The following is a 22,266-nucleotide window of genomic DNA, read 5'->3' as shown; positions in this document are numbered from 1 at the left end:
TTTATTTTGTATAAATTATTTTTACGGCGCAGCAAATTTCCGAAGTACATAAAAAAATTAAGATTTAATACTGAAATATAACACATGAAAGATTTACAAAATATCATAGAAAAAGCGTGGGATGATCACTCTTTATTAACCGATGCAACAACTATTGCTGCTATTAGAGAAGTCGTGGCACTTTGTGACGCAGGTACATTGCGTTGTGCAGAGCCTACTGCAAATGGCTGGCAAGTTAATGAATGGGTTAAAAAAGGAGTAGTATTGTACTTCCCTATTCAAAAAATGGAAACGCTGGAGGCAGGGATATTTGAATATCATGATAAGATTCCGTTAAAAAAAGGATATCAGGCTAAGGGAATTAGAGTGGTACCTAATGCAGTTGCAAGGCACGGAGCTTATATTTCAAAAGGTGTTATAATGATGCCAAGTTATGTCAATATAGGTGCTTATGTGGATGAAGGAACCATGGTTGACACGTGGGCAACAGTGGGTAGTTGTGCACAAATAGGCAAAAATGTGCATCTTAGTGGTGGTGTGGGTATTGGTGGTGTCCTAGAACCATTGCAAGCTGCTCCCGTGATAATTGAGGATGGTGCATTTATAGGGTCTCGCTGTATTGTTGTGGAAGGTGTGCGTGTTGAAAAAGAGGCTGTGTTGGGTGCTAATGTTGTATTGACTATGAGTACTAAAATCATTGATGTAACTGGCGATACTCCTATTGAAACCAAAGGTGTAATTCCCGCACGCTCTGTAGTAATTCCGGGAAGTTACACAAAAAAATTCTCAGCTGGTGAGTTTCAAGTACCTTGCGCACTAATCATTGGAAAACGCAAAGAAAGCACAAATAAAAAAACATCCTTAAATGATGCTTTAAGAGAATATGATGTGGCGGTTTAAGGTCAAAGAAATTAAATAAAAAAGCACTCATATTTTAGAATATGAGTGCTCTTTTGTTAACTACTGAAATTTAAAATCAGTTATAGCTTAGTCTATTCATTTATCTTTCTAATAATAAAATCGATATAAGCTTCATCGCTCGGGTCACTATAAAGTATAGGGTTTCCATAATAACTAACGTTTGGGACTCCCACAGCGTCTGCATAATCTTTAACTGCCTTTGCATGATAAGGATGATGAACTAAACTGTTTAATGTATGAGGTTCTGTATTCTCATAATGTGTGTTTTCCACCCAAATTTCAGGATCATCTGTAGATAACATAGATAACATATCTACATCTTTTCTATATCGATCTATAGCCGGACTGTTGTATTCTTCAATGGTGTGAACTCCATAAAATTGAAAAAACCTTTCAGTACCAAATTCTAAAATAAGATCTTCCCATGTTGTATCAAATTCGCCTAAAACATCATGCACCCATCTATTTTCAATATCGTAACTTGCTTGTACTCCTCCAAGACTAACACCTTTGACTCTTGAACTTTCTCTTAAAACGGGATCAACATTACTTTCATCTCTAAAATCATTATGTACCCCTAACCATAATGAAATACCAGCCCCCGCTGAGCTGCCATAGAGTACGATATTATTTTTATCAATATTTAATTCATTATGAATAAACCTAATAAACTGTACCGCCCGCCTAGCGTCATGCAAACATTTAAGGACTCCCTCTGTTTCAAATTGTTGATCTAATAACCTATAGTTTATAGAAGCTACTGCAATATTATTTTCTAATAGATTAATAACGTGTGCCGAATTTGTGGAATTATAAATAAAACTTTTGTCTCCTGCTATAAATCCTCCTCCATGAATAAAAATCGCTAATCCAGTTGGTGCCGAGCTGTTAGGCATAAAAAAATCAAACCTTGTTTTATCAAACTCATCATATGGAATATCACTTACAAACTGAGCATCTGTTCCTAATAAGTCAATGGGAGAAGTTGAAAAATCAAATTCAATTAAGGGGTCTAATTCAATTATAGGCTCTAACTCAATAGAACTATCCTCAAATGACATCTCATTTGTGTCATTTATAATTAAATCCTCTTTACTACAGGATATAAATACAAAAACTGTAAAAAATAAAACAACTCTTTTAAATATATTGAATTCCATTTTCGTTTATTATTGTTAACCTTAATCTGTTGAATTAAACAGGTCCTTATTTTTTAAACCCTCGTACATTATGTAGAGTTTTTATAAGAATAATCGGCAACAAAGCTACATTAAATTAGATTAAATGCAAATATAATCGTTAAAATTCATATTATTTTAACATTTACATATAATTATAAGTCATCGAAAAAAGAATAAAAAAAGCCTTATAAGCTATCAATCAGTATATTGTAAGCTTTAAATCAAAAAAAACTATTAATGATATTTTTTAAGAAAGAAATATTAAAACAATAAACTTGTTAACGTGATTTGTTTATTTGGTAGAGACTTTAAAAATAAGATAATTTAAAATCACGCAAATTCAGGGATATCTTCAGCTTTTGGATTTGTAAATAATTAAATTATAAATTTTACACTATTGTGTAATTGTAGAAAATTGTAGCAGGAGATTATAGAAAAAATTTTCTACGACAGAAAATAAGCACTAATACCGCTCAATATACTTTGTACTGCATAGGAAGCTAATATCAATCCCATTATTTTACTAATAACAGTTATTCCGTAATCTCCTATACGTTCTTGTAATTTATTTGCTATTAATAAAATTAAACATGTTAAAGCTACAACTACTAATACTAGTAAGGTTGTTATTCCTTGTTGTTGTATTGTATAAATATGATTGTCTGTCATTAATACAACAGCCATAATTGCTCCTGGCGACGCGATTGAAGGAATAGCAATTGGAAAAATTGTAACATGTTTATAGTCTGTAATATGATTTTTTTCCTGTTCTGGCTTTCCATCACCAAAAATCATCGTTAAAGCAAAAAGAAAAAGAATAACTCCTCCAGAGATTTGAAAGGCGTCCAAAGAAACTTTCATCCCTTCTAAAATTAATTGCCCTATTACAATAAAAAATAATAGAATAAAAAATGCGATTACTGATGCTCTAATAGCAATTTTCTTTTTGTGAAGTTTATCAAACTCTTTTGTAGCTTCAAGATATACGGGAATTGAACCTATGGGATCTATAACAGCAAAAACAAAAAATAAGGTGGTTAAATATTCAATCATATTATTTAATACGTACAGCGTGCGTTGTAAATGACAGTCCTTGTTGCCCTTTTGTAGAATTCATAATTCCTTCAAACAAAGGTTCTGGACAGTCTTTAGGTACTTTCCATTCAAAGATAAAGTTTGATCCTGTGCCTCCTGTTACGTCAAGCTCATCAATGATAATCTCTGTAGTCTCTAATGGAGCTAAATATATTGGTTCATTAAAATAAGTTCTAATACTTACACCATGAGTGTCATAATATTCAGATTTGAGTAAGTATATGGTATCTGTATCACTTGTATTTCTTAAACTTACCATCGCTGTAAGGCCATGTTTTCTATGTTCAGAAATACTATAAATTTCAGAATAAACAGAAAGGTAAGATTTACCATACTCAAGCGAATCTTTCGCCGAAATATTAATAGCCCGTTTTGACCAGTTTTCTGAATTATATGAACTAATTTCTTTCTTTTCTATGCAAGACGTTAATGAAATTATGGTTAAAAATGTTGCGAGCAATAGTTTCATTCTATGTTGAGTTGGTGGTTATTACATGATATTTTTTTAATTTAAAGAAGATTAAGGCATTAAACTAAAAATGTCAAATTAAAGATAGTTAATCTATGTAAATATAATTAAGCATACATGATTTACAAAAACCAAATTTTAAATTTTATGGTTTTATACTACATTAAAATCATGATATTAAATATTAGTATTTAATTTTAATAATTTCGAAGCTTCTATCCTCTTTCACTAATTTAAGAACTGCTTTCTCTCCCTCTTTTTTATTTATCAATATTTTTGCAATTGGAGATATAAATGAAATTTTCCCTTTACTTATATTAGCTTCATCAACACCTACAAGTTGAAATTGCTGTAGTTTATTATCATTATTTATTTTTAAAGTAACTTTCGCGCCAAAAAGCACCCTGTCCTTATTTTGTTTCTCTAAATCAACCACTTTTGCTGAGGCTATTCTGTTTTTGAGCAATTGCAACTTAGCATTAATGTAATTAATTGTAATCCGTCTTTCATTTTCATTTATAGCTTCAACAATATCTTTACTAGCTATTAGTGCATTCTTTTCATTTTCAAGTGCGTCCATTCCTACTTGAGTAACATAGTTTGTAACACGATCTGGCAAATCTGCTCTTGGTGGTACAATGGGAATTTCCTCTTGGTCATCTTCTTTTACAAATCCTCTACTCATATTAATTTAATATATTGTAAGTACATATTAGGTTTATTTGTTCACTATAATATTGCTGTAATTAAATTAAGTTAAACTAATAACATTTCAGCAACGCTATTTATTTCTGAAATATTACACATCAACAAATTTGCAGTGTTTAAAATAAGTTAGCTATAAAGCCTAAAAAATTTTTCAGTAATTATAAAAAAGGGAGTGATACATTTAAATCATCCCTTTTCAAAAAAATATATTATTTTTTTTAGATTGCTTTTGCTCCTGCATCTGCTACCTCGTGGTCATTTTCTACAGAGCTTCCACTTACTCCAATAGCGCCAATAATTTCTCCTTTTCCATTTTTAATTGGCACACCTCCGGGAAAAGTAATAAGCCCATTATTTGAATGTTCAATATTAAACAATGACTCTCCGGGCTGTGACAACTCACCAATTGAACCAGTATTCATATCAAAATAACGAGCTGTTTTTGCCTTTTTAATTGCAATATCAAGCGAGCCTAGCCAAGCGCCATCCATACGTACAAATGCAACTAAATTTGCACCAGCGTCAACAATGGCTATATTCATTTTTGTATCTAATGCTTTAGCTTTTTCTTTTGCTGTTTTTATTAATTTTTCTGCTTGTTCTAGTGTAATATTCATGGTGTTTTTATTTAAAACTTTATACACTAATAATATACATTTATCCTCATAAAAACAATGTTAACACGTGAAGGTTTTGTTAATAATACTAGGAAAACCAAGCTGTTACTACCATCGTATATTAAATATGAGAAACGCTTTTACTCTTATTTCCATTGTCCTTTTTTGTTTACAAATTTCCAAAGCTCAAAAAATTGACAACATGGTGTCCTTTAGGGATATAAAAAGTGCTAACTATTTTAGATTTAACTACGACAATGACTTTTTTGCAGCGACAGATGAGAATTATACACAAGGATATAGTCTTGAGTTAGTACTCCCCTATTTCAAAACCAATCCGTTCAACCATTTGTTTTATAAACAAAATGATGAGGCTACTGAAACACGCTATGGCCTAGCTGTGGAACATTTAGGGTTTACACCCAACCGCTACGAACTCCCCGAAGTCCAAGTGGGTGACAGGCCCTTTGCTGCGTCGATTATGTTAAAGAGTTTTATGATTGCCACAAATACCGAAAAGAGAACCAGATTCACGTCCTCTTTTAATTTAGGGTTTATGGGCCCTGCAGCTTTTGGGGAAGAAATGCAAGTAGGTATCCATAAAGCCACTGGGAACAAAACACCCTTAGGATGGCGACACCAAATTAAAAATGACATCGTCCTCAACTATGAGATAGGCTACGAAAAACAATTACTTAATTTGAGCGATCTATTTTCGCTACAAGCCACAACAAATGCAAAAGTGGGAACTCTTTTTACTAATGCCTCTTTAGGTCTTAATACAACTTTTGGGATTATCAATCAACCTTTTGCTTCTATTACAGAAAGAAGCGGTTTTAAAATATATGGCTATGCACAACCTATTGTTAGTTTAATAGGATACGACGCTACATTACAAGGCGGCGTATTTAATAAAAAAAGCCCATACACTATTGCCTCTAAAGATGTAGAGCGAGTGACTGGGCAATTTAATTATGGACTTGTCATAAAAACAAAAACACTTTATTTTGAATATTCGCAGGCGATTATTACTAAAGAGTTTGTTACAGGTAGCACTGCTAAATGGGGTGGAATCAAAATAGGATTTACTTTTTAGAATTTTATTTTTTTACTGAAATCATTAGCTATATTATAACTTTTAACTAAACTAAAAACAGTATTTATTCATCCACTTTTCTAAAGGTTAAGCTTATTCTTGGTTGTTTAAAGCTGGCATCCTCGGGGAGACTATGTTCAAAATCATCTTGACATCTAGCTCCCATAATCAACAAACTCCCATGTTTTAAAAATAACCCTATCTCCTTCCTAGATTTATTTTCTCTTAACTTAAATGGTCGCTCTTCACCTAAACTTATGGCTGGAATTATTGATGTATCACCAAATGCTATTTTATCTGCATGATAATCTACTCCTGAGTTTCCATCAGGATAAAAAATACATACACAGGTTTTAAACTCACAATTTGTGTGTTGTTCAATTCGTTTTTTAAGAGGAATAATATGTTTAGACCATTCTAAGCTTTTACCCCAGTTTTCCTTAGGAAATCTGTTTTGTTCTTTTAGCTCTTTATCAACAAATATCATTTTACCAAAATTAAAGGTAAAAGAATCACCGGTCTCAGTGTCTATTTCTAGCATACTGGTGAGCGTCTTTATACCCATCAAATATTCAAACAACTCATTCGCTTCTTGAATAGACATAAAATCTTCATGATAATTAAATACATCTATAAGTTGTTTCATTGCGTGACTTTTTTAGTACTGGGAAATTTTTGAATATTCGCAGATGTTGAATATAAAGAGATTATTATTTCACCCCAATCACACCACTATCCTTAGGATATTTAACACTATACATAAACTTTTTAACCACCGTCTCTCTTGCTTGTAAATTAATTGTCCAAAGCAGTTTCCCAATGTCTTCTGTGTAAACAGCACCTCCATTATCTTCTATTTCTACCTCTATTTTTTTATTTTGAGATACAGGTATTTGGTCTAAAATTTCTATTTTAATTGGTGTTGCTTTTTTGTTTTTAACCGTAATCTCGTAGCCTATCGTTTCTTTTTTGTTACTACCAATAAACTTTGAAGAAGTATATTCTTTAATTGGTGTGCGCTCCACAACAATACTATTATCAACACCCATAGAAATTAATAATTCCTTTGCCGTTACTTTAGGATTTATATTTGAAGTACCCACAAAAGCACCTTCAAAGAAAATATTTGCTTTACCGGCAACTAAATTATATTGACTCCAATCTGTTATTTTAGCTAATAAATAAGCGCTTCTGTCTAGTTTGGGCACCGTATGATATACATACTCCGTATCTAATTCAAAGGTTTGTAATCCCACTAGATTTTCTTTTCCATCACTTGCTATAGATTGCTTGGTTAAAATCTTAAAGTCAATTGTCAACTGATTTTCAGAAACACTTGTAGGGTTTACACCATCTGCACTTTGTTTATACGCCATATTCATACTAGAAACTTCAACCTCCTCCATAACAGCATCATATTCTCTTCTCATTTGTTGCTCATAAATAGAAGCATACAATGGACTTAAAATAGGTCTGTTATTATTTTGTGATGGATTTCCTGTGCTAATTGTTAGATCCACATTATCCCAATCTAGCCCCGTATTTTGATAAATACTCGCCTTATAAGTAAGATTTACATTTTCTATAATGCCGCCAGATCTCAAATCATAAATTGGGCTCCACCCCACATTATTCACAATATACTTGCAATCTAAATTAATACGTTCTGCTTTTTTAGATTCTATTTGGAGTACAATATTTCCACTAGGAACATTAAATTTTGCATTCAATTCTGCCAGCTGTCCTTTAAGCTTTGATGCTTTTTCTCGCAATGGTTTTTCCTTTTTATCAAGCGCTCTCATTTCTTCTTTAATTTGGAGGAATTTTGTGCGATACACATTACTCAATTCTAGCACCTGTTGTGGTGTAAAACTAGAAGTGCCAGACCCTAAATCTTGATTTTTCTCAAGTATTTGCAGCATTCCTTGAAGGCTAGTCCGTTGGTGCGACAACCACTCTAAGTCATCATTTATGGTTTCTAACTCTGTTTTCAAACCTTCTATTTCTGGATTATTAATTTTAGAATTCAGATAATTATTTTCATATTTAGCAGATAACAATAACGTATTTGTATTATCAAACAACACCTGCAAACTTGAGGGATTTATAGTAGTCGAAATACCCGTTAACACAACTTCCTGCTTTCCCAGTGTTGTAATAAATGAAGCATCTCTTGTAACTTGAGCATTATTTGTAAATATTTTAACAGCCTCAATTTTTGAAGCGACTTCCGTTTGTGCCAGTGCAGAAATACTCGCAAGCAACAGAAATAAAAAATGAAATTTTTTCATGATATTTTTTTTTCAAAGCTACACCCAGTTATAGCAAATTATAAATAGCAAATGAGCAAAGCCATCGTTTAAATGAGTGAAATGTTAGTTTTGAAAAGGTAATAAAAAAAATGGCTTAATTATATTTGCTTCGGAAATAGTAATCAACCTAAAAATTATCTTCTTTGATTATAAATTACCCTCTACGCTTTCGCAACTTGCGCTTATTAACCTTCCCTTGAAATTCCTTACTATATAACTGCATTAATTGACGCACCTCATCTTCTGGCGAACCAACTAATGCGGCATATACTGGCGCCATGACATTTATCATCTTCTTAGACAACCAAAGCCTTCTAAAATTATGCATGCGTTTCTTTAAATCCATCAATTCAAAACGCATACGATTTAAATCAATGAGGTAGAAGTTAAATGTATTATTTTCAGTTTTTTTAATAAGTGTATTCCCTGGCGAGTGGTCTAAAAAATTAATGTTGTTTTCGTGGAGTTTAAATGTAAACGTTGCCATTTGGCGTAAAATTTCGTCGCGTTCGGGATAATTGGGACTATGGTTAAGCACTCTAAAATCGAGATCATATTCAACGTGCTCACTTACATAAAAACTTTCTTTTAAACCAAACCTAAACTGCTCTAAAAACGCAATTGGCAACGGAGTTTTAATGCCAACTTTAGTAAGTATATTCGCATACTCAAAAGAGCGTTTAGCTTTACTTTTCCGAAGAAATTGATAAACGAGTGATTGGAAAAAATTAGGTGTTTTAAATTTTTTAATATTTAATTTAACTCCTTGGATTGTAGCTTTTTTAATAACATTTCTCTCGCCTTTTGTCACATACTCTCCTTGATTTTCAAAATCCTGAAGTACAGCAACTAACTCACCAAGAAGATGAGAATAGGCTGGATTTATTGCAAGGTTATTATTAACTTTCATTTTATTTATTCCTTTTCACTATAAAGCCACAGATGACAGAAAATATTTATAACTACCATTAAACGATTAAAGACGGCTAACTAAAACACTGTGTTTTTTCAATCAATGAACTACTTTAATAAAACTAATAAATCAACAAACACACATTTGCCCTAAATTCAAAAAAACGGTACTTTGCGAAGATAATGGAACGCAAACAAATACTCGTAATTCAAAACAAAAGGATTGGTGATGTACTCATCTCTTCGGTGATTGCTAATAATATTAAACAGGTATTTCCGCAGAGCGAAATTACTTATTTTGTGTATGATTACACTACGGGTGTTTTACAAAACAATCCTAATATTGACCACATCATTTCGGTACAAGAAAAAGTTTTAAAAAAGCCGTTAGAGCTTTTAAGAATGATACGGAGAATTAGAAATATGAAGTTCGATATTATTTTTGACCCTTATTCAAAATTGCAAAGTAGATTGATTTGCCTTTTTAGCACAGCCGAATATCGCATTGGATTTAAACGAGCGCATAAGACACTAAAACTTCCATTTTTTACACACCCTATAAATTTTAAAGAACACCGTACGAAGGACTGCGGAAAAGCAATAGAGGATAGAATTAATATGATTGATGAAGTATTTGGAATAGAAAATCCAGAATACGCGCCAAAAATTTTTTTAACTGAAGAAGAGAAGAATTACAACCCCATTAAAGAATTAAAAAAACCTGTAATTATGTTAGGGGTGCTAGGGAGCACACCTCAAAAATCAATGCCGTATAGTTATATAGCAGAAATTATAAATTATATTACTAAAACATACAATACTACACTCCTATTCAACTATGCGCCACATCAAAAAGTAGAAGCAATTAAAATATATGAATTGTGTGAGAATAAAGACCAGATTAATGTTGACATCTACGAAGACTCAATTCGTGGTTTTATAAAATTAATGAATCAAAGCGACCTGCTTGTCTCAAACGAAGGCGGTAGCGTGCATATTACAAAAGCACTAGAAGTGCCTACGTTTACAATCTATTCGCCATATGTAAATAAAGAACACTGGTGTAGTTTTGAAGATGGTAAAGCGCACGATTCCATTCATTTATTAGAAGAAAAGCCAGATTTATTCAACACCTTTACTCTAGAAGAAAGAAGGAAAATTGAAGAAAAGCCAGACGAGCTTTACGATAAACTTACACCAGAATTGATCCTCAGCAAATTAAAACCATTTCTTGAGCATCATCTTTCTAACGCAAAAAAATAGCCATGAATATACTTGATAAATTTAACCATTGGCGCAGAAAAATGCGCTGGGACAAGCAATATAAAAATGGACGTTGGGATAGTCTTGCCAGCGAAAAAGAATTAAAGCGCTACCAGCAAATTGTACGTTATATTGATAAATTTGGAAACAATAATCCAAGTATAATGGACATTGGTTCTGGCGATGGAGTCCTAACTATGCGAATGGATGAAAAAGATTACAGTTACTTTTTAGGCTTGGATTTTTCAAAAGAATCTATAAAAAAGGCACAAGAAAGAAACTTGCCTAAATCACATTTTGAAACGGCAGATGCTATCACTTATCAACCTAAACAAAAATTTGATGTCATTGTTTTCAATGAAGCTTTCTATTACATCCACGACACAAAAAAGCAAAAGGTTATTGATAGAATGATTAGCGCATTAAATCCTAACGGAATTATAATTACCTCTATTTATAGAGAAGGTCACGGTTGCTGGGAATTCTTTAAAGAAAGTACAATTTTAAAAGAATTAGATTTTACAATAGTAAAGACTGACGAGGAATTAAGGTACTGGAAGGTTGGAGTATATGGTTTAAAATAAAAAACTTATAATTGAAAAAAGTTGTTAAATTGAGTTTATGGAAGTACCAGCTGATCGAGCAGCAGTAGTCCCCTTCCCTCCCTTTATTATACCAAACTCCGTCCACACACTATTTTCAATTCTAGTATTCTTACGAATCTCTTTGTTTTTAAAAATCATATCTTCTGTTACATAACCACGGGCGTGGTCAAGATGCACAGTTACTGCACTATAACGTATTTGAATACCTTGAATGCCATAATTTGAAAGGCGCTCTCCTAACTCCCGGTCTTCTCCACCATATTGCATACGTTCATCAAAACCATTTACCGCAAGAATATTATCTCGCCATCCAGATGCATTATTACCATCCCAAGTGGGTGTGGTGGTGGTAAATGTATTTAAGAATGTTTCTTTTAAACCTTGAGAAGTTAATTTATTAAGTTTAAAGTTCTTTTTTTGACCATTGTCTAAAAGCCATTGAGCGTCAAAACACCTTTGCTTTTCTACATCCTCTTTTGTAATAGCTTCTGAAATTTCCATGCACAACTTAAAATATCCACCCGACAGAAAGTGTCCTCGTTTCCTGTTTTTTAAATGTTTTGCAACAAAATCTTCTCTAGGAATACAATCACCATCACTAAAAATTAAATACTCCCCATTTGAAGCTTGAATAGCTTTATTTAATATTTTGGTTTTTTGAAACCCATCATCCTCTTGCCAAACATGAATAATACTTAACTTTGACTCTGATTTAAATTTATCAATCATTGCCTTCGTTTCTGGCCCAGAACCATCGTCTGCAATAACAATTTCAAAATCTTTTGCTAGTTGGGTTTCAAATCCCCAAAGAGATTTCTCCAACCAGGCTGGTTGATTATAGGTGCTTAAAATTATAGAAACCGCAGCTTTATGTGGTGCATCTTTGACAATCCCTGCAGTTGTCCATTGCTTTTGATACTCACGCGTTTCTTTACGAATAGCCTGATTTTTCTTAATCGAAGCTTCATTTTTATAGCCACGTGGATGATCAAGATGAACAACAATAGCGTTATACCTTATTTGTTTACTTTTAATTCCTAAGTTAAATAAACGTTCACCTAATTCACGGTCCTGCCCACCATATTGCATTTCTTCATTAAGGCCATTTACTGCAATAATATCTTTAGTCCAACCAGATGCATTATGACCATTCCAACTAGCATTTGTAGGTGTAATCAAGTTTAAAATTGATGCCGTTACATTTCCTGCAGTTAATTTGTTATTTTTAAATGATGTATTGAGGCCATTGTCCTTTAACCATTTTAAATCAAAACAACGCTCATTATAAATATCATCCTTTGTAATTGCCTCACTAATACCCATCGGCAACATAAAATAACCTCCGCTCAAGAAAAAACCTTCCTCTCTATACTTAACATGTTGTTCAACAAAATCTTTTCGTGGAATACAATCTCCATCACTCATTATAATATAAGGAGTACTACATTTAAGAACAGCTTTATTTAAAATTTCAGATTTCTGAAAACCATTATCCTCATGCCATACGTGAACAATTGGGTAAAAAACTTCCTTTTGTAAACGCTCTAACAACTGTCTTGTTTCATCATTTGAGCCATCATCAGCAATCACAATTTCAAACATTCTATACGTTTGATTGTTATATCCATACAACGTTTTTTCCAACCATTCGGTTGCGTTATAAGTACTTATTATGATAGAAGTATCAATCGTTTTCATGGCTACAAAGATAGAAAAAAAGCTGGGAGATATAAGACAGATAATGATTGACTAATGATCAAAAAACTTAATAGTCTCTCTTCTGAAATTTTAAACAAATAGACCATTGAGTTAGCATTTAAAATCTGTATTTAAAAATTAGAGATGTAATCTTAAACCTAAAAAGTCAGGTAAAAAAATGCTGTTTTTAAATTCTATACTTCATATTTTCCCTCATTTAAACTCCCAGCTCCGCACTCTCAACTTCAAGCTTTTTACTTACTTTTGCCATATGCCAACACTCACTGTAATTATACCTACTTATAACGAAGCCGCCTACATTGAAGATGCGCTCAAGAGTGTTGCATTTGCTGATGAGATTATCTTAATCGACTCCTTTTCTGAAGATAAAACTATTGAAATTGCCAAGCCCTACGTGACTAAAATTGTGCAACGTGAATTTGATAACTTTAGCGGTCAAAAAAATGCTGCATTACAAGAAGCCACGGGTGATTGGGTACTATTTGTAGATGCTGATGAACGCGTAACACAATCCTTAGAAGCAGAAATTAAAAAAACCATCGCCAACCCAAAACACGGCGGATACAAAATTAATTTCCCTCATTTTTACATGAATCGTTTTTTATATAGCCATAGTGATGATGTGTTGCGATTGGTAAAAAGAAACGGGGCTAATTATAGTGGCTCAGTACATGAGAAGTTAACGTGTGAAGGAAGCACAGGAAAATTAGAAAATAAAATGCTCCATTACACCTATAAAGGACTCACAAATTACATTACAAAAAAAGAAAGTTATGCTTGGTATCAAGCAGAGCAACTTTATAATAAAGGAAAAAAAGCTACTTGGTTTCATTTTTTTATAAAACCTAGCTACCGTTTTTTTAGAAGCTTCATTCTCAAAGGAGGCTTTAAAGACGGGGTACCAGGATTAACCGTTGCCGCAGTAAATGCCTACGGTGTTTTTGAACGTTATGTAAAGTTGCGTTTATTACAAAAAGGTATGCGATAAATTAAAAAAACTTACCCCAGCGTAGTTTCTGCTTAAATTTTTTAAAAGAATACTCCCCTTTAATATCTATTCGCTGGATTTCAAACTTATTTTTAAATGGAAATTTATTCAATCTATTCCCTATTCTTAATCCATATTTAAAACCTTTTTGTTCTAAATGGTTTACAAATTTTTGTTTTAAAAATTTTGCTTTTGGGAATTTCCCATAAGGGTATGCGATTGCTGGCGAAAATGAAAGTTCATTTTTAGAAACTGTTTCTATACTAAGCCGTGTGTCTTCCTTTATTTCTGAAATATTAAGCTCATGATATTTTTTGTGATGGTAACTATGATAGGCTAATTCAATAACTGATCGGTCTAATGTTTTTAAAATTTCCGAAGTCATTATAGGGAGACTCTTCGTGTGCCAAGCATCATTTTTACCCAAATAAGCTAATGGGATAAAAAAAGTAGCTTTTAAATTATACTTCTTTAAAAGCGGAACTGCAAACTCTAACTGACTTAGAAAACCGTCATCAAAAGTAATAACCACGTTTCTCTTTCCAGGCAATTTTGAGTAGTCATTCAATTCACTAAAATGATAACTTCGGAAATTTTTGTTAGCCAAATATTTAAACTGCTCTTCTATTTTTGTAGCGCTAATTGTGAGCCCATTACTTTCGGTTTCAGCAATATTGTGATACATTAAAATAGGAAGTTTCGCCATAGAGGTTATCGATGTTTATCACTGTAAAATTAGTACTTTTACACCCAAACGAAACAAACCGATTGGAAAATCTACCAAAAATTTCGGCAGTTGCCATCACACTCAATGAAGCAAGCGGTATGCAAAGCTACCTAGATAGTCTTTGGTTTGCTAACGAGATTATCATTGTAGATTCGCAAAGTATTGATGACACTGTTGCTATTGCTTCAAAAAATAAAAAAGTAACAGTCTTTCAACGTGAATTTGATAATTTTTCTGCACAAAAAAACTTTGCTATTTCTAAGGCAAATAATGACTGGGTGGTTTTTTTTGACCCTGATGAAGAAATTACAAAACCGCTCGCTAACGAAATTGTTGAAACGCTAAAAAACCCAAAAGCAATTGCTTATTATGTAAATCGAGAGTTTCATTTTATGGGCAAACGTATAAAATATAGTGGATTACAAAATGATAATGTGATTCGTGTTTTCAATAAAAATTACTGTAATTACAACGATAATTTAGTGCACGAAACACTAGAGGCAAAAGGTGAAACAGCACATTTAAAAAATAGATTGCCACATTACACGTATAAATCATTTGACAATTATACTGGTAAAATGCATCAATATAGTGCATTGCAAGCAAAGATGTTATATGCGAAAAAGAAAAAGCCTACACTATACCATTTTTTATTTAGACCGTGGTATCGATTTGTAAATCAATTTTTTTTTAGATTAGGTATTCTTGATGGCAAAGAAGGTTTTATCTTAGCATACGTGAGTGCATTTTCAGTATTTAAAAGGTATGTAAATTTGTGGTTGCTGTATCGTAATATTGATTGAAACATTATATTGTAAAATTAAAAGCATAAAGGCTCAATAAACAGAATAATGCACCAAGTATTTTTAGAATCGCATAATTTAAAAAACAAATTCTCTGGCTTTGGACAGTTCAATTATCATTTGATAAAAGCACTCGCCAAACAGGATACTTCGGGCATGAATATTACCTTGCATGCAAAGGACGTTGACTCTTTAAAAAAGGAATTTGGCACAAGTTTTTATTACAGAAAATATAAAAGCATTACGCGCCACAAACCTTTTAGAATTAAGAAAAAATATGATGTTTGGCATTGTCTAAATCAGAATATTAAAATTGAACCTTTCTACAACATCCCATATATTTTGACAGTGCACGACGTACATTTTGTTACTGAAGGCTCTGAAGGATTACAGCAAAAACTACGACAAAAATTTGAAGCAAAATTAAAACGATGCAATGGCATTGTTTATATTTCTAATTTTGCAAAGGAAGATACGCATGCACATTTTACTGTTCCCAATGTACCAGAATATGTTATTTACAACGGCAATACTATTACTAAAGTTAACATCCCAAAAACGTTTAAACCTTCAATAAAAACAGAGCGGCCGTATCTATTTTCTATTGGAGATTTTAGCGAACGGAAAAATTTTATCAGTTTAGTAAAAATGTTAAAACATACGCCAGAATATGATTTGGTTTTGGCAGGAAATAATACATCAATTTACGCAAATAAGTTGACACATTTAGTTGAAGAATATGAGCTTAATGACCGCGTATTCCAGACAGGTAAAATTGAAGATATTGCAAAATATTATTATTTGCAAAATTGTGAAGCTTTTGTATTTCCTTCACATCGAGAAGGTTTTGGGATTCCGCCTATTGAAGCCATGTATTTTGGCAAACCTGTATTTCTTTCAAACAACACTTCTCTACCAGAAATAGGTGGTGACAACAGCTTTTATTGGGACCATTATGAGCCCGAATATATGGCTAAAATACTTAAAGAAGGCATGCAAACTTTTAAGAAAAACCAGCCTATTTTTGAAGATTGGTATATCAAACGCGCAAAGAGTTTTGACTGGAATGAAACCGCAAAACAATATCTTGAGGTTTATAAATCGCTACTCTAATTTAAATACGCGATTAACCCAAGAATCAATGTGATAATATGTAACAATATCTTTATCTATTTTTTTATAAGGTGTTGTAACAAATGAATTGGGTATGTGTATATTTTCTATGTCAAGAACTAGAATATTATTTGAGTCATAAAAATCGTAATTAACAATATCTCTATTTGTTGTAATTAGCTTTTTCTCTAATGCTAATGATTCAAAAACTCTAAAAGAAAGCCCTATTTGTTCACTACGTTGAATCTCTACTATAATACTACAATTTTCTATAAGTGCCTTAACATCTTTAGTTGCAATTTGAGCATCAATCCATTTTACATATTTAACATCAATTTCAGTTTTATTATAAACTAAAATTTGCTGTGACCATTTTTTTGACGTTATATATTCAGCTATTCTTTCTAGTAAAGGAAGTCTATAATCGTTAGTTGATATGTTGAAGAAGTTATATTTCGGCTTTGCTAAAACTGAAGCTTCATAAAAATTATAATTAGTTAAAAAATAATAGTTATGTACTTTAACATCCTGTCTATCATAACTATAAACCGTATCAAAAAACGGTGCAACATCAATCATTCTAGGAAATCTGCGAGTGCTATCCCAGTAATACGCTACCATGTTATTAGTCTGTGACTTAATAAGTTTCAACATTGTATCTTCAAGCAAATCTGGACGAATGACAAATATTTCATCTTGTTGTCCTCTAATGGCAAGCTCTTTTAAAATTCTTTTTGTAGCAAATGTTTTTTTTAGATTTTTCTTTAAAAACGTTTTTGATAAAAAATTTTGTACTCGATGAAATAGGTTTTGATAGATAAAAGCTGGTTCGTCTAGATATATAATTGCAGCATCAACACCAGCGGTATTCTTAAGCACAATTACAATGTGTGATGGATAAGAAAATGCATAAGGCGTAATGATGGTAATTTTTTTCAAATGTATATTCTTTTCTTTATAACATTAAACCCTTAGGCTATTGTATCTTTGACGAAAATAAGAAAAAAGCAATAATGTTTGACGTAGCAGTCATATTGATAAATTATAATAGTTCAAAATACACATTACAATGTATTGATGCTGTTATTAAACACACTAACAAATCAAACTCGTATCAAATAATAGTAGTTGATAATTGTTCAAAAACTTTAGATTATAAAAACCTTGAATCAAATTTTCCCATTGCCACTAATATTATTTTACATCGAAGTGAAATAAATACAGGTTTTGGCGGCGGAAATATGATGGGTGCAAAACTTGCAAATGCTAACTACCTCTTGTTTTTGAATAATGATGCTTTTCTTCTAAATGATTGTATAGCAATTTTGAAATCCTATTCTGAATCACACCCAAAAGTAGGTGTTACCACAGCTCAAAATTATGACGAGCATGGTAAATTTGTACCCTCTTTTGATCATAATAAAGGAATAAGAAGGCTACTTTTTGGTCGTGGATTTTTAGAGGCCATTAATTCAAAACGCTATCCTAACAGAAATAAAGAATATTCAACACCTATCACAGTAGATTGGGTAAATGGTGCATTTCTATTTTTTAAAACCTCAGTGTTTAAAAAAATTGGTGGGTTTGATACATCTATTTTTTTATATTGGGAGGAGATGGATATTTGCGAGCGATTACGCAAGCACAATTTTACAGCTGCTTTAGTACCAGAGGCTAGAATTACTCATATCCAAGGTGTGAGTATTGGAACTTCAAAGGCCATAAATATGGAGAGTTACATTTCGTATTTATATGTGGTAAAGAAGCACTTCGGAAATTTTAGATATTTACTAATTAAAAATTACTTATCACTTTTATTTTTGTTTAAAAAGAAAAAAAGCTACTTGCGGCCTACTATACTAAACGAAAATAGGATGGACAATTCACTACGTTATAAACAAACTAAACCATGAGAACCGAAATTGAAAACGCACTCGCTGTTTTAAAGCGCGGAGGAATTATTTTATACCCTACAGATACAGTTTGGGGAATAGGCTGTGACGCAACACACCCAGATGCAATAGACCGTATTTACAAATTGAAACAACGAGCTGAGAGCAAATCCATGGTTTGTTTAGTTAATGATTTTAAAATGCTTAACCAGTTTGTGGAAGATATTCCTGAAGTGGCTTATGATATTTTGAAATATGCCGCTAAACCCACCACAATTATTTATGATGACCCCATTAGAGTTTCTGAAAATATCATCGCTTCTGATAATACACTTGCAATACGCGTTGTTCAAGACGATTTCTGTAAACAACTTTGTAGAAAATTTCGTCGTCCTATTGTTTCAACCTCAGCAAACATTAGTGGACAAAAGACTCCTGGAAGCTTTAGTGAAATTTCAAAAGAAATATTATATGGTGTAGATTACATCGTTGACCTTAACCGCACTGGTAAAAGTGAAAAGCCTTCTGCTATTATAAAATTAAGTAAAGATGGGCATGTAAAGATTATTAGAGAATAATTACATTGTTTAATCAAACTAGATTATAGCAACTATTTAATATTTCTGAAGTAAAAAAGAAGGAATAATTACAGGATTCAAACAAGGTTTTCCGCTAAATCAGTGTTATTTTTGTAGTCTGCAAAAACAATATTTCTGTGTCAAAGCCTACATACAAAAACGCCTTAAAAAACCCAGTATTTAATACCGTTTCAAAAGCGGCAGATGCACTTTCATTAGATGCATACGTTATTGGTGGGTTTGTACGGGACTATTTATTAAAACGTGGTGATGCTAAAGATATTGACATTGTAGCAGTAGGTAGCGGTATTGAACTTGCTAAAGAGGTTTCTAAAAACTTATCACATAAGCCTAAAGTTGCTATCTTTAAAACTTACGGTACTGCTGCTTTAAAAACCGCTGGTGTTGAACTTGAGTTTGTTGGAGCTCGCAAAGAAAGCTATACTAAAGATAGCCGTAACCCAAAAGTAGAAAACGGAACGTTACAAGATGATCAGAACCGCAGAGACTTTACAATTAATGCGCTTGCACTAAGTTTAAACGAGGATACTTTTGGAGAATTACTAGACCCTTTTGATGGTGTAAAGGATTTAGACGATAAAATTATTCGTACACCATTAAATCCAGATATTACATATAGTGATGACCCTTTGCGTATGATGCGCGCTATTCGTTTTGCTACGCAACTTAATTTTACGATAGAAAAGGAATCACTGGATGCCATTACTCGCAACGCAGAACGCATTAAAATCATTACAAATGAGCGTATTGTAGATGAGCTTCATAAAATTTTAGCATCTCCCGTTCCTTCAATAGGATTTGCGCTAATGCATAAAACAAATCTATTACCTCACATAATGCCAGAGCTTCTTGCGCTGCAAGGTATTGATGAAAAGGAAGGACAAAGACATAAAGATAACTTTTGGCACACGCTTGAAGTGGTTGATAATATAGCGCTGACAACAGATAACGTATGGTTGCGCTGGGCAGCATTATTACATGATATAGGAAAAGCTCCTACGAAGAGATTTGATAAAAAAGTGGGGTGGACATTTCACGCACACGAATTTGTGGGTTCAAAAATGGTCTATAAATTATTCAAGCGTTTAAAAATGCCATTAAATGACAAAATGAAATTTGTTCAAAAAATGGTGTTAATGAGCTCCCGCCCTATTGTACTAGCAAGTGATGTGACAGATAGTGCCGTACGCAGACTCATATTTGACGCTGGAGAATATGTTGAAGATTTAATGACATTATGCGAAGCAGATATTACCACAAAGAATCCAAAAAAATTTAAACGTTATCACAATAATTTTAAACTCGTGAGAGATAAAATTGTTGAAGTTGAAGAACGTGATCAAGTACGTAATTTTCAACCACCCGTAACTGGTGAAGAAATAATGAAGACTTTTAATTTAAAACCATCGCGAGAAATTGGAATTATTAAAGATGCAATTAAAGAAGCAATCTTAGAAGGAGATATTTCAAACGATTATGAAGAAGCAAAGGCATTGATGCTTAAAAAAGGAAAAGAATTAGGATTGTCAATAAATTAATGGACCTAGTTTTAGAAACAGAACGATTGTTAATTCGCCCATTTAAAATTGGTGATGAAAAAGGTGTTTTTTGTTTTAGCTCAAACCCTGAGGTACAAAAATATACTAGCAATACTGTTTTAAAAACAATTGAAGAGGCAGTTAGTTTAATTAAGAATGTGTGGCTAAAAGATTATGACACATATGGATATGGTAGGTTTGCTGTGATAGATAAAACCACTAACAAAATTATAGGGTTTAATGGTTTAAAATATATTTCAGAAATAAACCAAACAGATTTAGGCTATCGCTTTTTACCAGAATATTGGGGAAAAGGAATAGCTACAGAATCTTCTAAAGCGATAATTACTTATGCTTTTGACACTCTAAAATTATCACAACTAATAGCATTTGTTGAAAAAGAGAATCTTGCATCGACTTCTGTATTAAAAAAACTTGGTTTTGCTCACAATGACACAAAGCCATATCCTGGAGAAACAGTAGATTTATTTTGGTATAAACTCACCAAATCTGAATATCAAAAAAAAGTAAACCATGTATAGAGAATCGGTCAAAATTGCTTTAATCCTTGTTTACCTTGTCATCATTGCAGGTGCCATGGTACGCATGACGGGCTCTGGCATGGGGTGTCCAGATTGGCCTAAATGTTTTGGATACTACATTCCTCCTACGGAAGCTTCTGTGTTAGAATGGGCGCCGGAGCGTACTTTTGAAAAAGGGCACGTAATTATTGTTGGCGAATCACTAAAAGTTGCAACAGTAAATTTTACAACTTCAACCACCTATGATGAACGCAACTGGGAAACATACACAAAACACGACTACGCCACATTTAACGTTTGGCACACGTGGATTGAATATATAAATAGATTGTTTGGTGCGCTCTCAGGACTTGCTATACTTGCAATGGCAATACTTTCCATTTGGAAATGGAAACATAGAAAACGTATTACAATTCTTTCAATCGTGAGTGTTTTTATGATTGTATTTCAAGCTTGGCTGGGAGCAACGGTTGTCTACTCAGTACTATCGCCAGTGAAAATTACTATCCATATGGTTATGGCGCTAGTGATTGTCGCAGTACTTATTTACTTGTTATATATTTCAGCAGAAAATAGAACAGAAATTAAGGTATTCAATAATTATAAAAAGCTCTTATTAGTTGCGCTATTATTAACACTAGTGCAAGTAATTTTAGGGACACAAGTACGTCAACACGTTGACGAAACAGTTGATATTGTAGGATATGAAGCTAAATCATTATGGCTAGAAAACCCTACGCTACAATTCTACATTCACCGCACATTCTCAGTTATTGTACTTGTGCTCAATCTTTCATTATTTTATACCAATAGAAAACTTAATTACGGGTTAAAAAAAATGAACTGGGTTCTCATTTTAATTGGGCTTGAAGTTGCTACGGGAATGGCGATGTACTATTTTGATTTTCCAGCTTTATCACAACCAGCTCATTTAATAGTCGCTTCGTTACTTTTTGGAGTACAATTTTATGTAGCAATGGAGGCTGGAAGCTTTGATCTTAAAAGAAAAGCCGTTACGCTACAAAAATAAAAAGAAGAGACTATAAGTAAGCTGAAATTACGTTATCACTGTCACCCCTTAAAGTCAAATTGTTTAAGTAAAATTTAACTTATAATAAAGAATAAGGTTTTTCTTTAAATCCCAAAACTCATCAACTCCCATTGAG

Annotated in this window: 22 protein-coding genes and 2 pseudogenes; 12 read left to right on the top strand and 12 right to left on the bottom strand. The window is 32.6% G+C overall.

Annotated features, from left to right (window positions below; translation table 11 throughout):
* The first annotated feature begins 84 nt into the window (after positions 1-84).
* A complete protein-coding gene (locus tag GB234_RS06795) occupies positions 85-900 on the top strand; it encodes a 2,3,4,5-tetrahydropyridine-2,6-dicarboxylate N-succinyltransferase (protein WP_151893800.1) in 816 nt (271 codons plus the stop codon).
* A gap of 92 nt (positions 901-992) precedes the next feature.
* On the opposite strand, the gene GB234_RS06790 is transcribed toward GB234_RS06795, so the two are convergent.
* The 5 genes from GB234_RS06790 to GB234_RS06770 all read right to left on the bottom strand — a co-directional run bounded on the left by GB234_RS06790 (position 993) and on the right by GB234_RS06770 (position 4,991).
* Complete coding sequence (locus GB234_RS06790; RefSeq protein WP_151893799.1) at positions 993-2,081, bottom strand: alpha/beta hydrolase; 1,089 nt, start codon at positions 2,079-2,081, stop codon at positions 993-995.
* Between the two features lie 465 nt (positions 2,082-2,546).
* Positions 2,547-3,155 (bottom strand): MarC family protein, encoded by a 609-nt coding sequence (locus tag GB234_RS06785; protein ID WP_151893798.1) that lies wholly within the window; start codon positions 3,153-3,155, stop codon positions 2,547-2,549.
* 1 nt (position 3,156) lies between these two features.
* Positions 3,157-3,666, bottom strand: coding sequence for a DUF3124 domain-containing protein (locus tag GB234_RS06780; protein ID WP_151893797.1), 510 nt, complete (start codon positions 3,664-3,666; stop codon positions 3,157-3,159).
* A gap of 184 nt (positions 3,667-3,850) precedes the next feature.
* The gene (locus GB234_RS06775; protein WP_151893796.1) at positions 3,851-4,351 is read right to left on the bottom strand and encodes a GreA/GreB family elongation factor; all 501 of its coding nucleotides are present in this window, start codon (positions 4,349-4,351) and stop codon (positions 3,851-3,853) included.
* Between the two features lie 241 nt (positions 4,352-4,592).
* Positions 4,593-4,991, bottom strand: coding sequence for a GlcG/HbpS family heme-binding protein (locus tag GB234_RS06770; protein WP_151893795.1), 399 nt, complete (start codon positions 4,989-4,991; stop codon positions 4,593-4,595).
* A gap of 127 nt (positions 4,992-5,118) precedes the next feature.
* Between GB234_RS06770 and GB234_RS06765 the strand changes: the two genes are divergently transcribed.
* The gene (locus GB234_RS06765; RefSeq protein ID WP_151893794.1) at positions 5,119-6,087 is read left to right on the top strand and encodes a lipid A deacylase LpxR family protein; all 969 of its coding nucleotides are present in this window, start codon (positions 5,119-5,121) and stop codon (positions 6,085-6,087) included.
* 64 nt (positions 6,088-6,151) lie between these two features.
* On the opposite strand, the gene GB234_RS06760 is transcribed toward GB234_RS06765, so the two are convergent.
* The 3 genes from GB234_RS06760 to GB234_RS06750 all read right to left on the bottom strand — a co-directional run bounded on the left by GB234_RS06760 (position 6,152) and on the right by GB234_RS06750 (position 9,309).
* Positions 6,152-6,733 (bottom strand): alpha-ketoglutarate-dependent dioxygenase AlkB, encoded by a 582-nt coding sequence (locus tag GB234_RS06760; protein WP_151893793.1) that lies wholly within the window; start codon positions 6,731-6,733, stop codon positions 6,152-6,154.
* Positions 6,734-6,797: 64 nt separating this feature from the next.
* The gene (locus GB234_RS06755; protein ID WP_151893792.1) at positions 6,798-8,378 is read right to left on the bottom strand and encodes a DUF4139 domain-containing protein; all 1,581 of its coding nucleotides are present in this window, start codon (positions 8,376-8,378) and stop codon (positions 6,798-6,800) included.
* A 175-nt stretch (positions 8,379-8,553) separates the two neighbouring features.
* The gene (locus GB234_RS06750; RefSeq protein WP_151893791.1) at positions 8,554-9,309 is read right to left on the bottom strand and encodes a lipopolysaccharide kinase InaA family protein; all 756 of its coding nucleotides are present in this window, start codon (positions 9,307-9,309) and stop codon (positions 8,554-8,556) included.
* Positions 9,310-9,494: 185 nt separating this feature from the next.
* On the opposite strand from GB234_RS06750, the gene GB234_RS06745 reads away from it, so the two are divergent.
* Both GB234_RS06745 and GB234_RS06740 read left to right on the top strand, forming a co-directional pair.
* On the top strand, positions 9,495-10,574 hold the full coding sequence (locus GB234_RS06745) for a glycosyltransferase family 9 protein (protein WP_151893790.1): 1,080 nt from the start codon (positions 9,495-9,497) through the stop codon (positions 10,572-10,574).
* Positions 10,575-10,576: 2 nt separating this feature from the next.
* A complete protein-coding gene (locus tag GB234_RS06740) occupies positions 10,577-11,158 on the top strand; it encodes a class I SAM-dependent methyltransferase (protein ID WP_151893789.1) in 582 nt (193 codons plus the stop codon).
* Positions 11,159-11,182: 24 nt separating this feature from the next.
* Here GB234_RS06740 and GB234_RS15350 read toward each other — a convergent pair.
* A pseudogene (locus GB234_RS15350) lies at positions 11,183-12,025 on the bottom strand (glycosyltransferase family 2 protein); the annotation flags it as partial.
* 36 nt (positions 12,026-12,061) lie between these two features.
* Positions 12,062-12,877, bottom strand: a pseudogene (locus tag GB234_RS15345) (glycosyltransferase family 2 protein); the annotation flags it as partial.
* A gap of 271 nt (positions 12,878-13,148) precedes the next feature.
* Between GB234_RS15345 and GB234_RS06730 the strand changes: the two are divergent.
* Positions 13,149-13,886 (top strand): glycosyltransferase family 2 protein, encoded by a 738-nt coding sequence (locus tag GB234_RS06730; RefSeq protein WP_151893788.1) that lies wholly within the window; start codon positions 13,149-13,151, stop codon positions 13,884-13,886.
* 1 nt (position 13,887) lies between these two features.
* On the opposite strand, the gene GB234_RS06725 is transcribed toward GB234_RS06730, so the two are convergent.
* A complete protein-coding gene (locus GB234_RS06725) occupies positions 13,888-14,592 on the bottom strand; it encodes a polysaccharide deacetylase family protein (RefSeq protein ID WP_151893787.1) in 705 nt (234 codons plus the stop codon).
* 62 nt (positions 14,593-14,654) lie between these two features.
* On the opposite strand from GB234_RS06725, the gene GB234_RS06720 reads away from it, so the two are divergent.
* Together GB234_RS06720 and GB234_RS06715 are read left to right on the top strand one after the other, a co-directional pair.
* Positions 14,655-15,416 carry a glycosyltransferase family 2 protein gene (locus tag GB234_RS06720; protein WP_151893786.1) on the top strand — a complete coding sequence of 254 codons (762 nt, stop codon included), beginning with the start codon at positions 14,655-14,657 and terminating at the stop codon, positions 15,414-15,416.
* A 48-nt stretch (positions 15,417-15,464) separates the two neighbouring features.
* On the top strand, positions 15,465-16,529 hold the full coding sequence (locus GB234_RS06715) for a glycosyltransferase family 4 protein (protein WP_151893785.1): 1,065 nt from the start codon (positions 15,465-15,467) through the stop codon (positions 16,527-16,529).
* On the opposite strand, the gene GB234_RS06710 is transcribed toward GB234_RS06715, so the two are convergent.
* Positions 16,521-17,468, bottom strand: coding sequence for a WaaS/CpsH family glycosyltransferase (locus GB234_RS06710; protein WP_151893784.1), 948 nt, complete (start codon positions 17,466-17,468; stop codon positions 16,521-16,523). The genes GB234_RS06715 and GB234_RS06710 overlap by 9 nt on opposite strands.
* Before the next feature lie 74 nt (positions 17,469-17,542).
* Between GB234_RS06710 and GB234_RS06705 the strand changes: the two genes are divergently transcribed.
* The 5 genes from GB234_RS06705 to GB234_RS06685 all read left to right on the top strand — a co-directional run bounded on the left by GB234_RS06705 (position 17,543) and on the right by GB234_RS06685 (position 22,130).
* On the top strand, positions 17,543-18,442 hold the full coding sequence (locus tag GB234_RS06705) for a glycosyltransferase family 2 protein (protein ID WP_151893783.1): 900 nt from the start codon (positions 17,543-17,545) through the stop codon (positions 18,440-18,442).
* Entirely contained in the window at positions 18,439-18,999 is a 561-nt protein-coding gene (locus tag GB234_RS06700) for an L-threonylcarbamoyladenylate synthase (RefSeq protein ID WP_151893782.1), read from the top strand. Before GB234_RS06705 ends, GB234_RS06700 begins: the two co-directional genes overlap by 4 nt.
* Before the next feature lie 137 nt (positions 19,000-19,136).
* The gene (locus GB234_RS06695; RefSeq protein ID WP_151893781.1) at positions 19,137-20,558 is read left to right on the top strand and encodes a CCA tRNA nucleotidyltransferase; all 1,422 of its coding nucleotides are present in this window, start codon (positions 19,137-19,139) and stop codon (positions 20,556-20,558) included.
* A complete protein-coding gene (locus tag GB234_RS06690; RefSeq protein WP_151893780.1) occupies positions 20,558-21,100 on the top strand; it encodes a GNAT family N-acetyltransferase in 543 nt (180 codons plus the stop codon). Before GB234_RS06695 ends, GB234_RS06690 begins: the two co-directional genes overlap by 1 nt.
* Positions 21,093-22,130: a COX15/CtaA family protein gene (locus GB234_RS06685; RefSeq protein WP_151893779.1), complete on the top strand. Its 1,038-nt coding sequence runs from the start codon at positions 21,093-21,095 to the stop codon at positions 22,128-22,130. Before GB234_RS06690 ends, GB234_RS06685 begins: the two co-directional genes overlap by 8 nt.
* The last annotated feature ends 136 nt before the right edge of the window (positions 22,131-22,266 follow it).

Source organism: Patiriisocius marinistellae (assembly GCF_009014635.1).
Lineage (GTDB): Bacteria > Bacteroidota > Bacteroidia > Flavobacteriales > Flavobacteriaceae > Patiriisocius > Patiriisocius marinistellae.
The sequence above is the reverse complement of the archived record's forward strand: the minus strand, read 5'-3'. Positions and strand labels throughout refer to the sequence as shown.

Excerpts from the sequence above, each read along its gene's own strand:
- GB234_RS06780 (WP_151893797.1), bottom strand. The coding sequence starts at position 3,666 with ATGAAACTATTGCTCGCAACATTTTTAACCATAATTTCATTAACGTCT.
- GB234_RS06745 (WP_151893790.1), top strand. The coding sequence starts at position 9,495 with ATGGAACGCAAACAAATACTCGTAATTCAAAACAAAAGGATTGGTGAT.
- GB234_RS06755 (WP_151893792.1), bottom strand. The coding sequence starts at position 8,378 with ATGAAAAAATTTCATTTTTTATTTCTGTTGCTTGCGAGTATTTCTGCA.
- GB234_RS06750 (WP_151893791.1), bottom strand. The coding sequence starts at position 9,309 with ATGAAAGTTAATAATAACCTTGCAATAAATCCAGCCTATTCTCATCTT.
- GB234_RS06790 (WP_151893799.1), bottom strand. The coding sequence starts at position 2,081 with ATGGAATTCAATATATTTAAAAGAGTTGTTTTATTTTTTACAGTTTTT.
- GB234_RS06685 (WP_151893779.1), top strand. The coding sequence starts at position 21,093 with ATGTATAGAGAATCGGTCAAAATTGCTTTAATCCTTGTTTACCTTGTC.
- GB234_RS06795 (WP_151893800.1), top strand. The coding sequence starts at position 85 with ATGAAAGATTTACAAAATATCATAGAAAAAGCGTGGGATGATCACTCT.
- GB234_RS06730 (WP_151893788.1), top strand. The coding sequence starts at position 13,149 with ATGCCAACACTCACTGTAATTATACCTACTTATAACGAAGCCGCCTAC.
- GB234_RS06715 (WP_151893785.1), top strand. The coding sequence starts at position 15,465 with ATGCACCAAGTATTTTTAGAATCGCATAATTTAAAAAACAAATTCTCT.
- GB234_RS06770 (WP_151893795.1), bottom strand. The coding sequence starts at position 4,991 with ATGAATATTACACTAGAACAAGCAGAAAAATTAATAAAAACAGCAAAA.
- GB234_RS06700 (WP_151893782.1), top strand. The coding sequence starts at position 18,439 with ATGAGAACCGAAATTGAAAACGCACTCGCTGTTTTAAAGCGCGGAGGA.
- GB234_RS06775 (WP_151893796.1), bottom strand. The coding sequence starts at position 4,351 with ATGAGTAGAGGATTTGTAAAAGAAGATGACCAAGAGGAAATTCCCATT.
- GB234_RS06725 (WP_151893787.1), bottom strand. The coding sequence starts at position 14,592 with ATGGCGAAACTTCCTATTTTAATGTATCACAATATTGCTGAAACCGAA.
- GB234_RS06760 (WP_151893793.1), bottom strand. The coding sequence starts at position 6,733 with ATGAAACAACTTATAGATGTATTTAATTATCATGAAGATTTTATGTCT.
- GB234_RS06705 (WP_151893783.1), top strand. The coding sequence starts at position 17,543 with ATGTTTGACGTAGCAGTCATATTGATAAATTATAATAGTTCAAAATAC.
- GB234_RS06765 (WP_151893794.1), top strand. The coding sequence starts at position 5,119 with ATGAGAAACGCTTTTACTCTTATTTCCATTGTCCTTTTTTGTTTACAA.
- GB234_RS06740 (WP_151893789.1), top strand. The coding sequence starts at position 10,577 with ATGAATATACTTGATAAATTTAACCATTGGCGCAGAAAAATGCGCTGG.
- GB234_RS06785 (WP_151893798.1), bottom strand. The coding sequence starts at position 3,155 with ATGATTGAATATTTAACCACCTTATTTTTTGTTTTTGCTGTTATAGAT.
- GB234_RS06690 (WP_151893780.1), top strand. The coding sequence starts at position 20,558 with ATGGACCTAGTTTTAGAAACAGAACGATTGTTAATTCGCCCATTTAAA.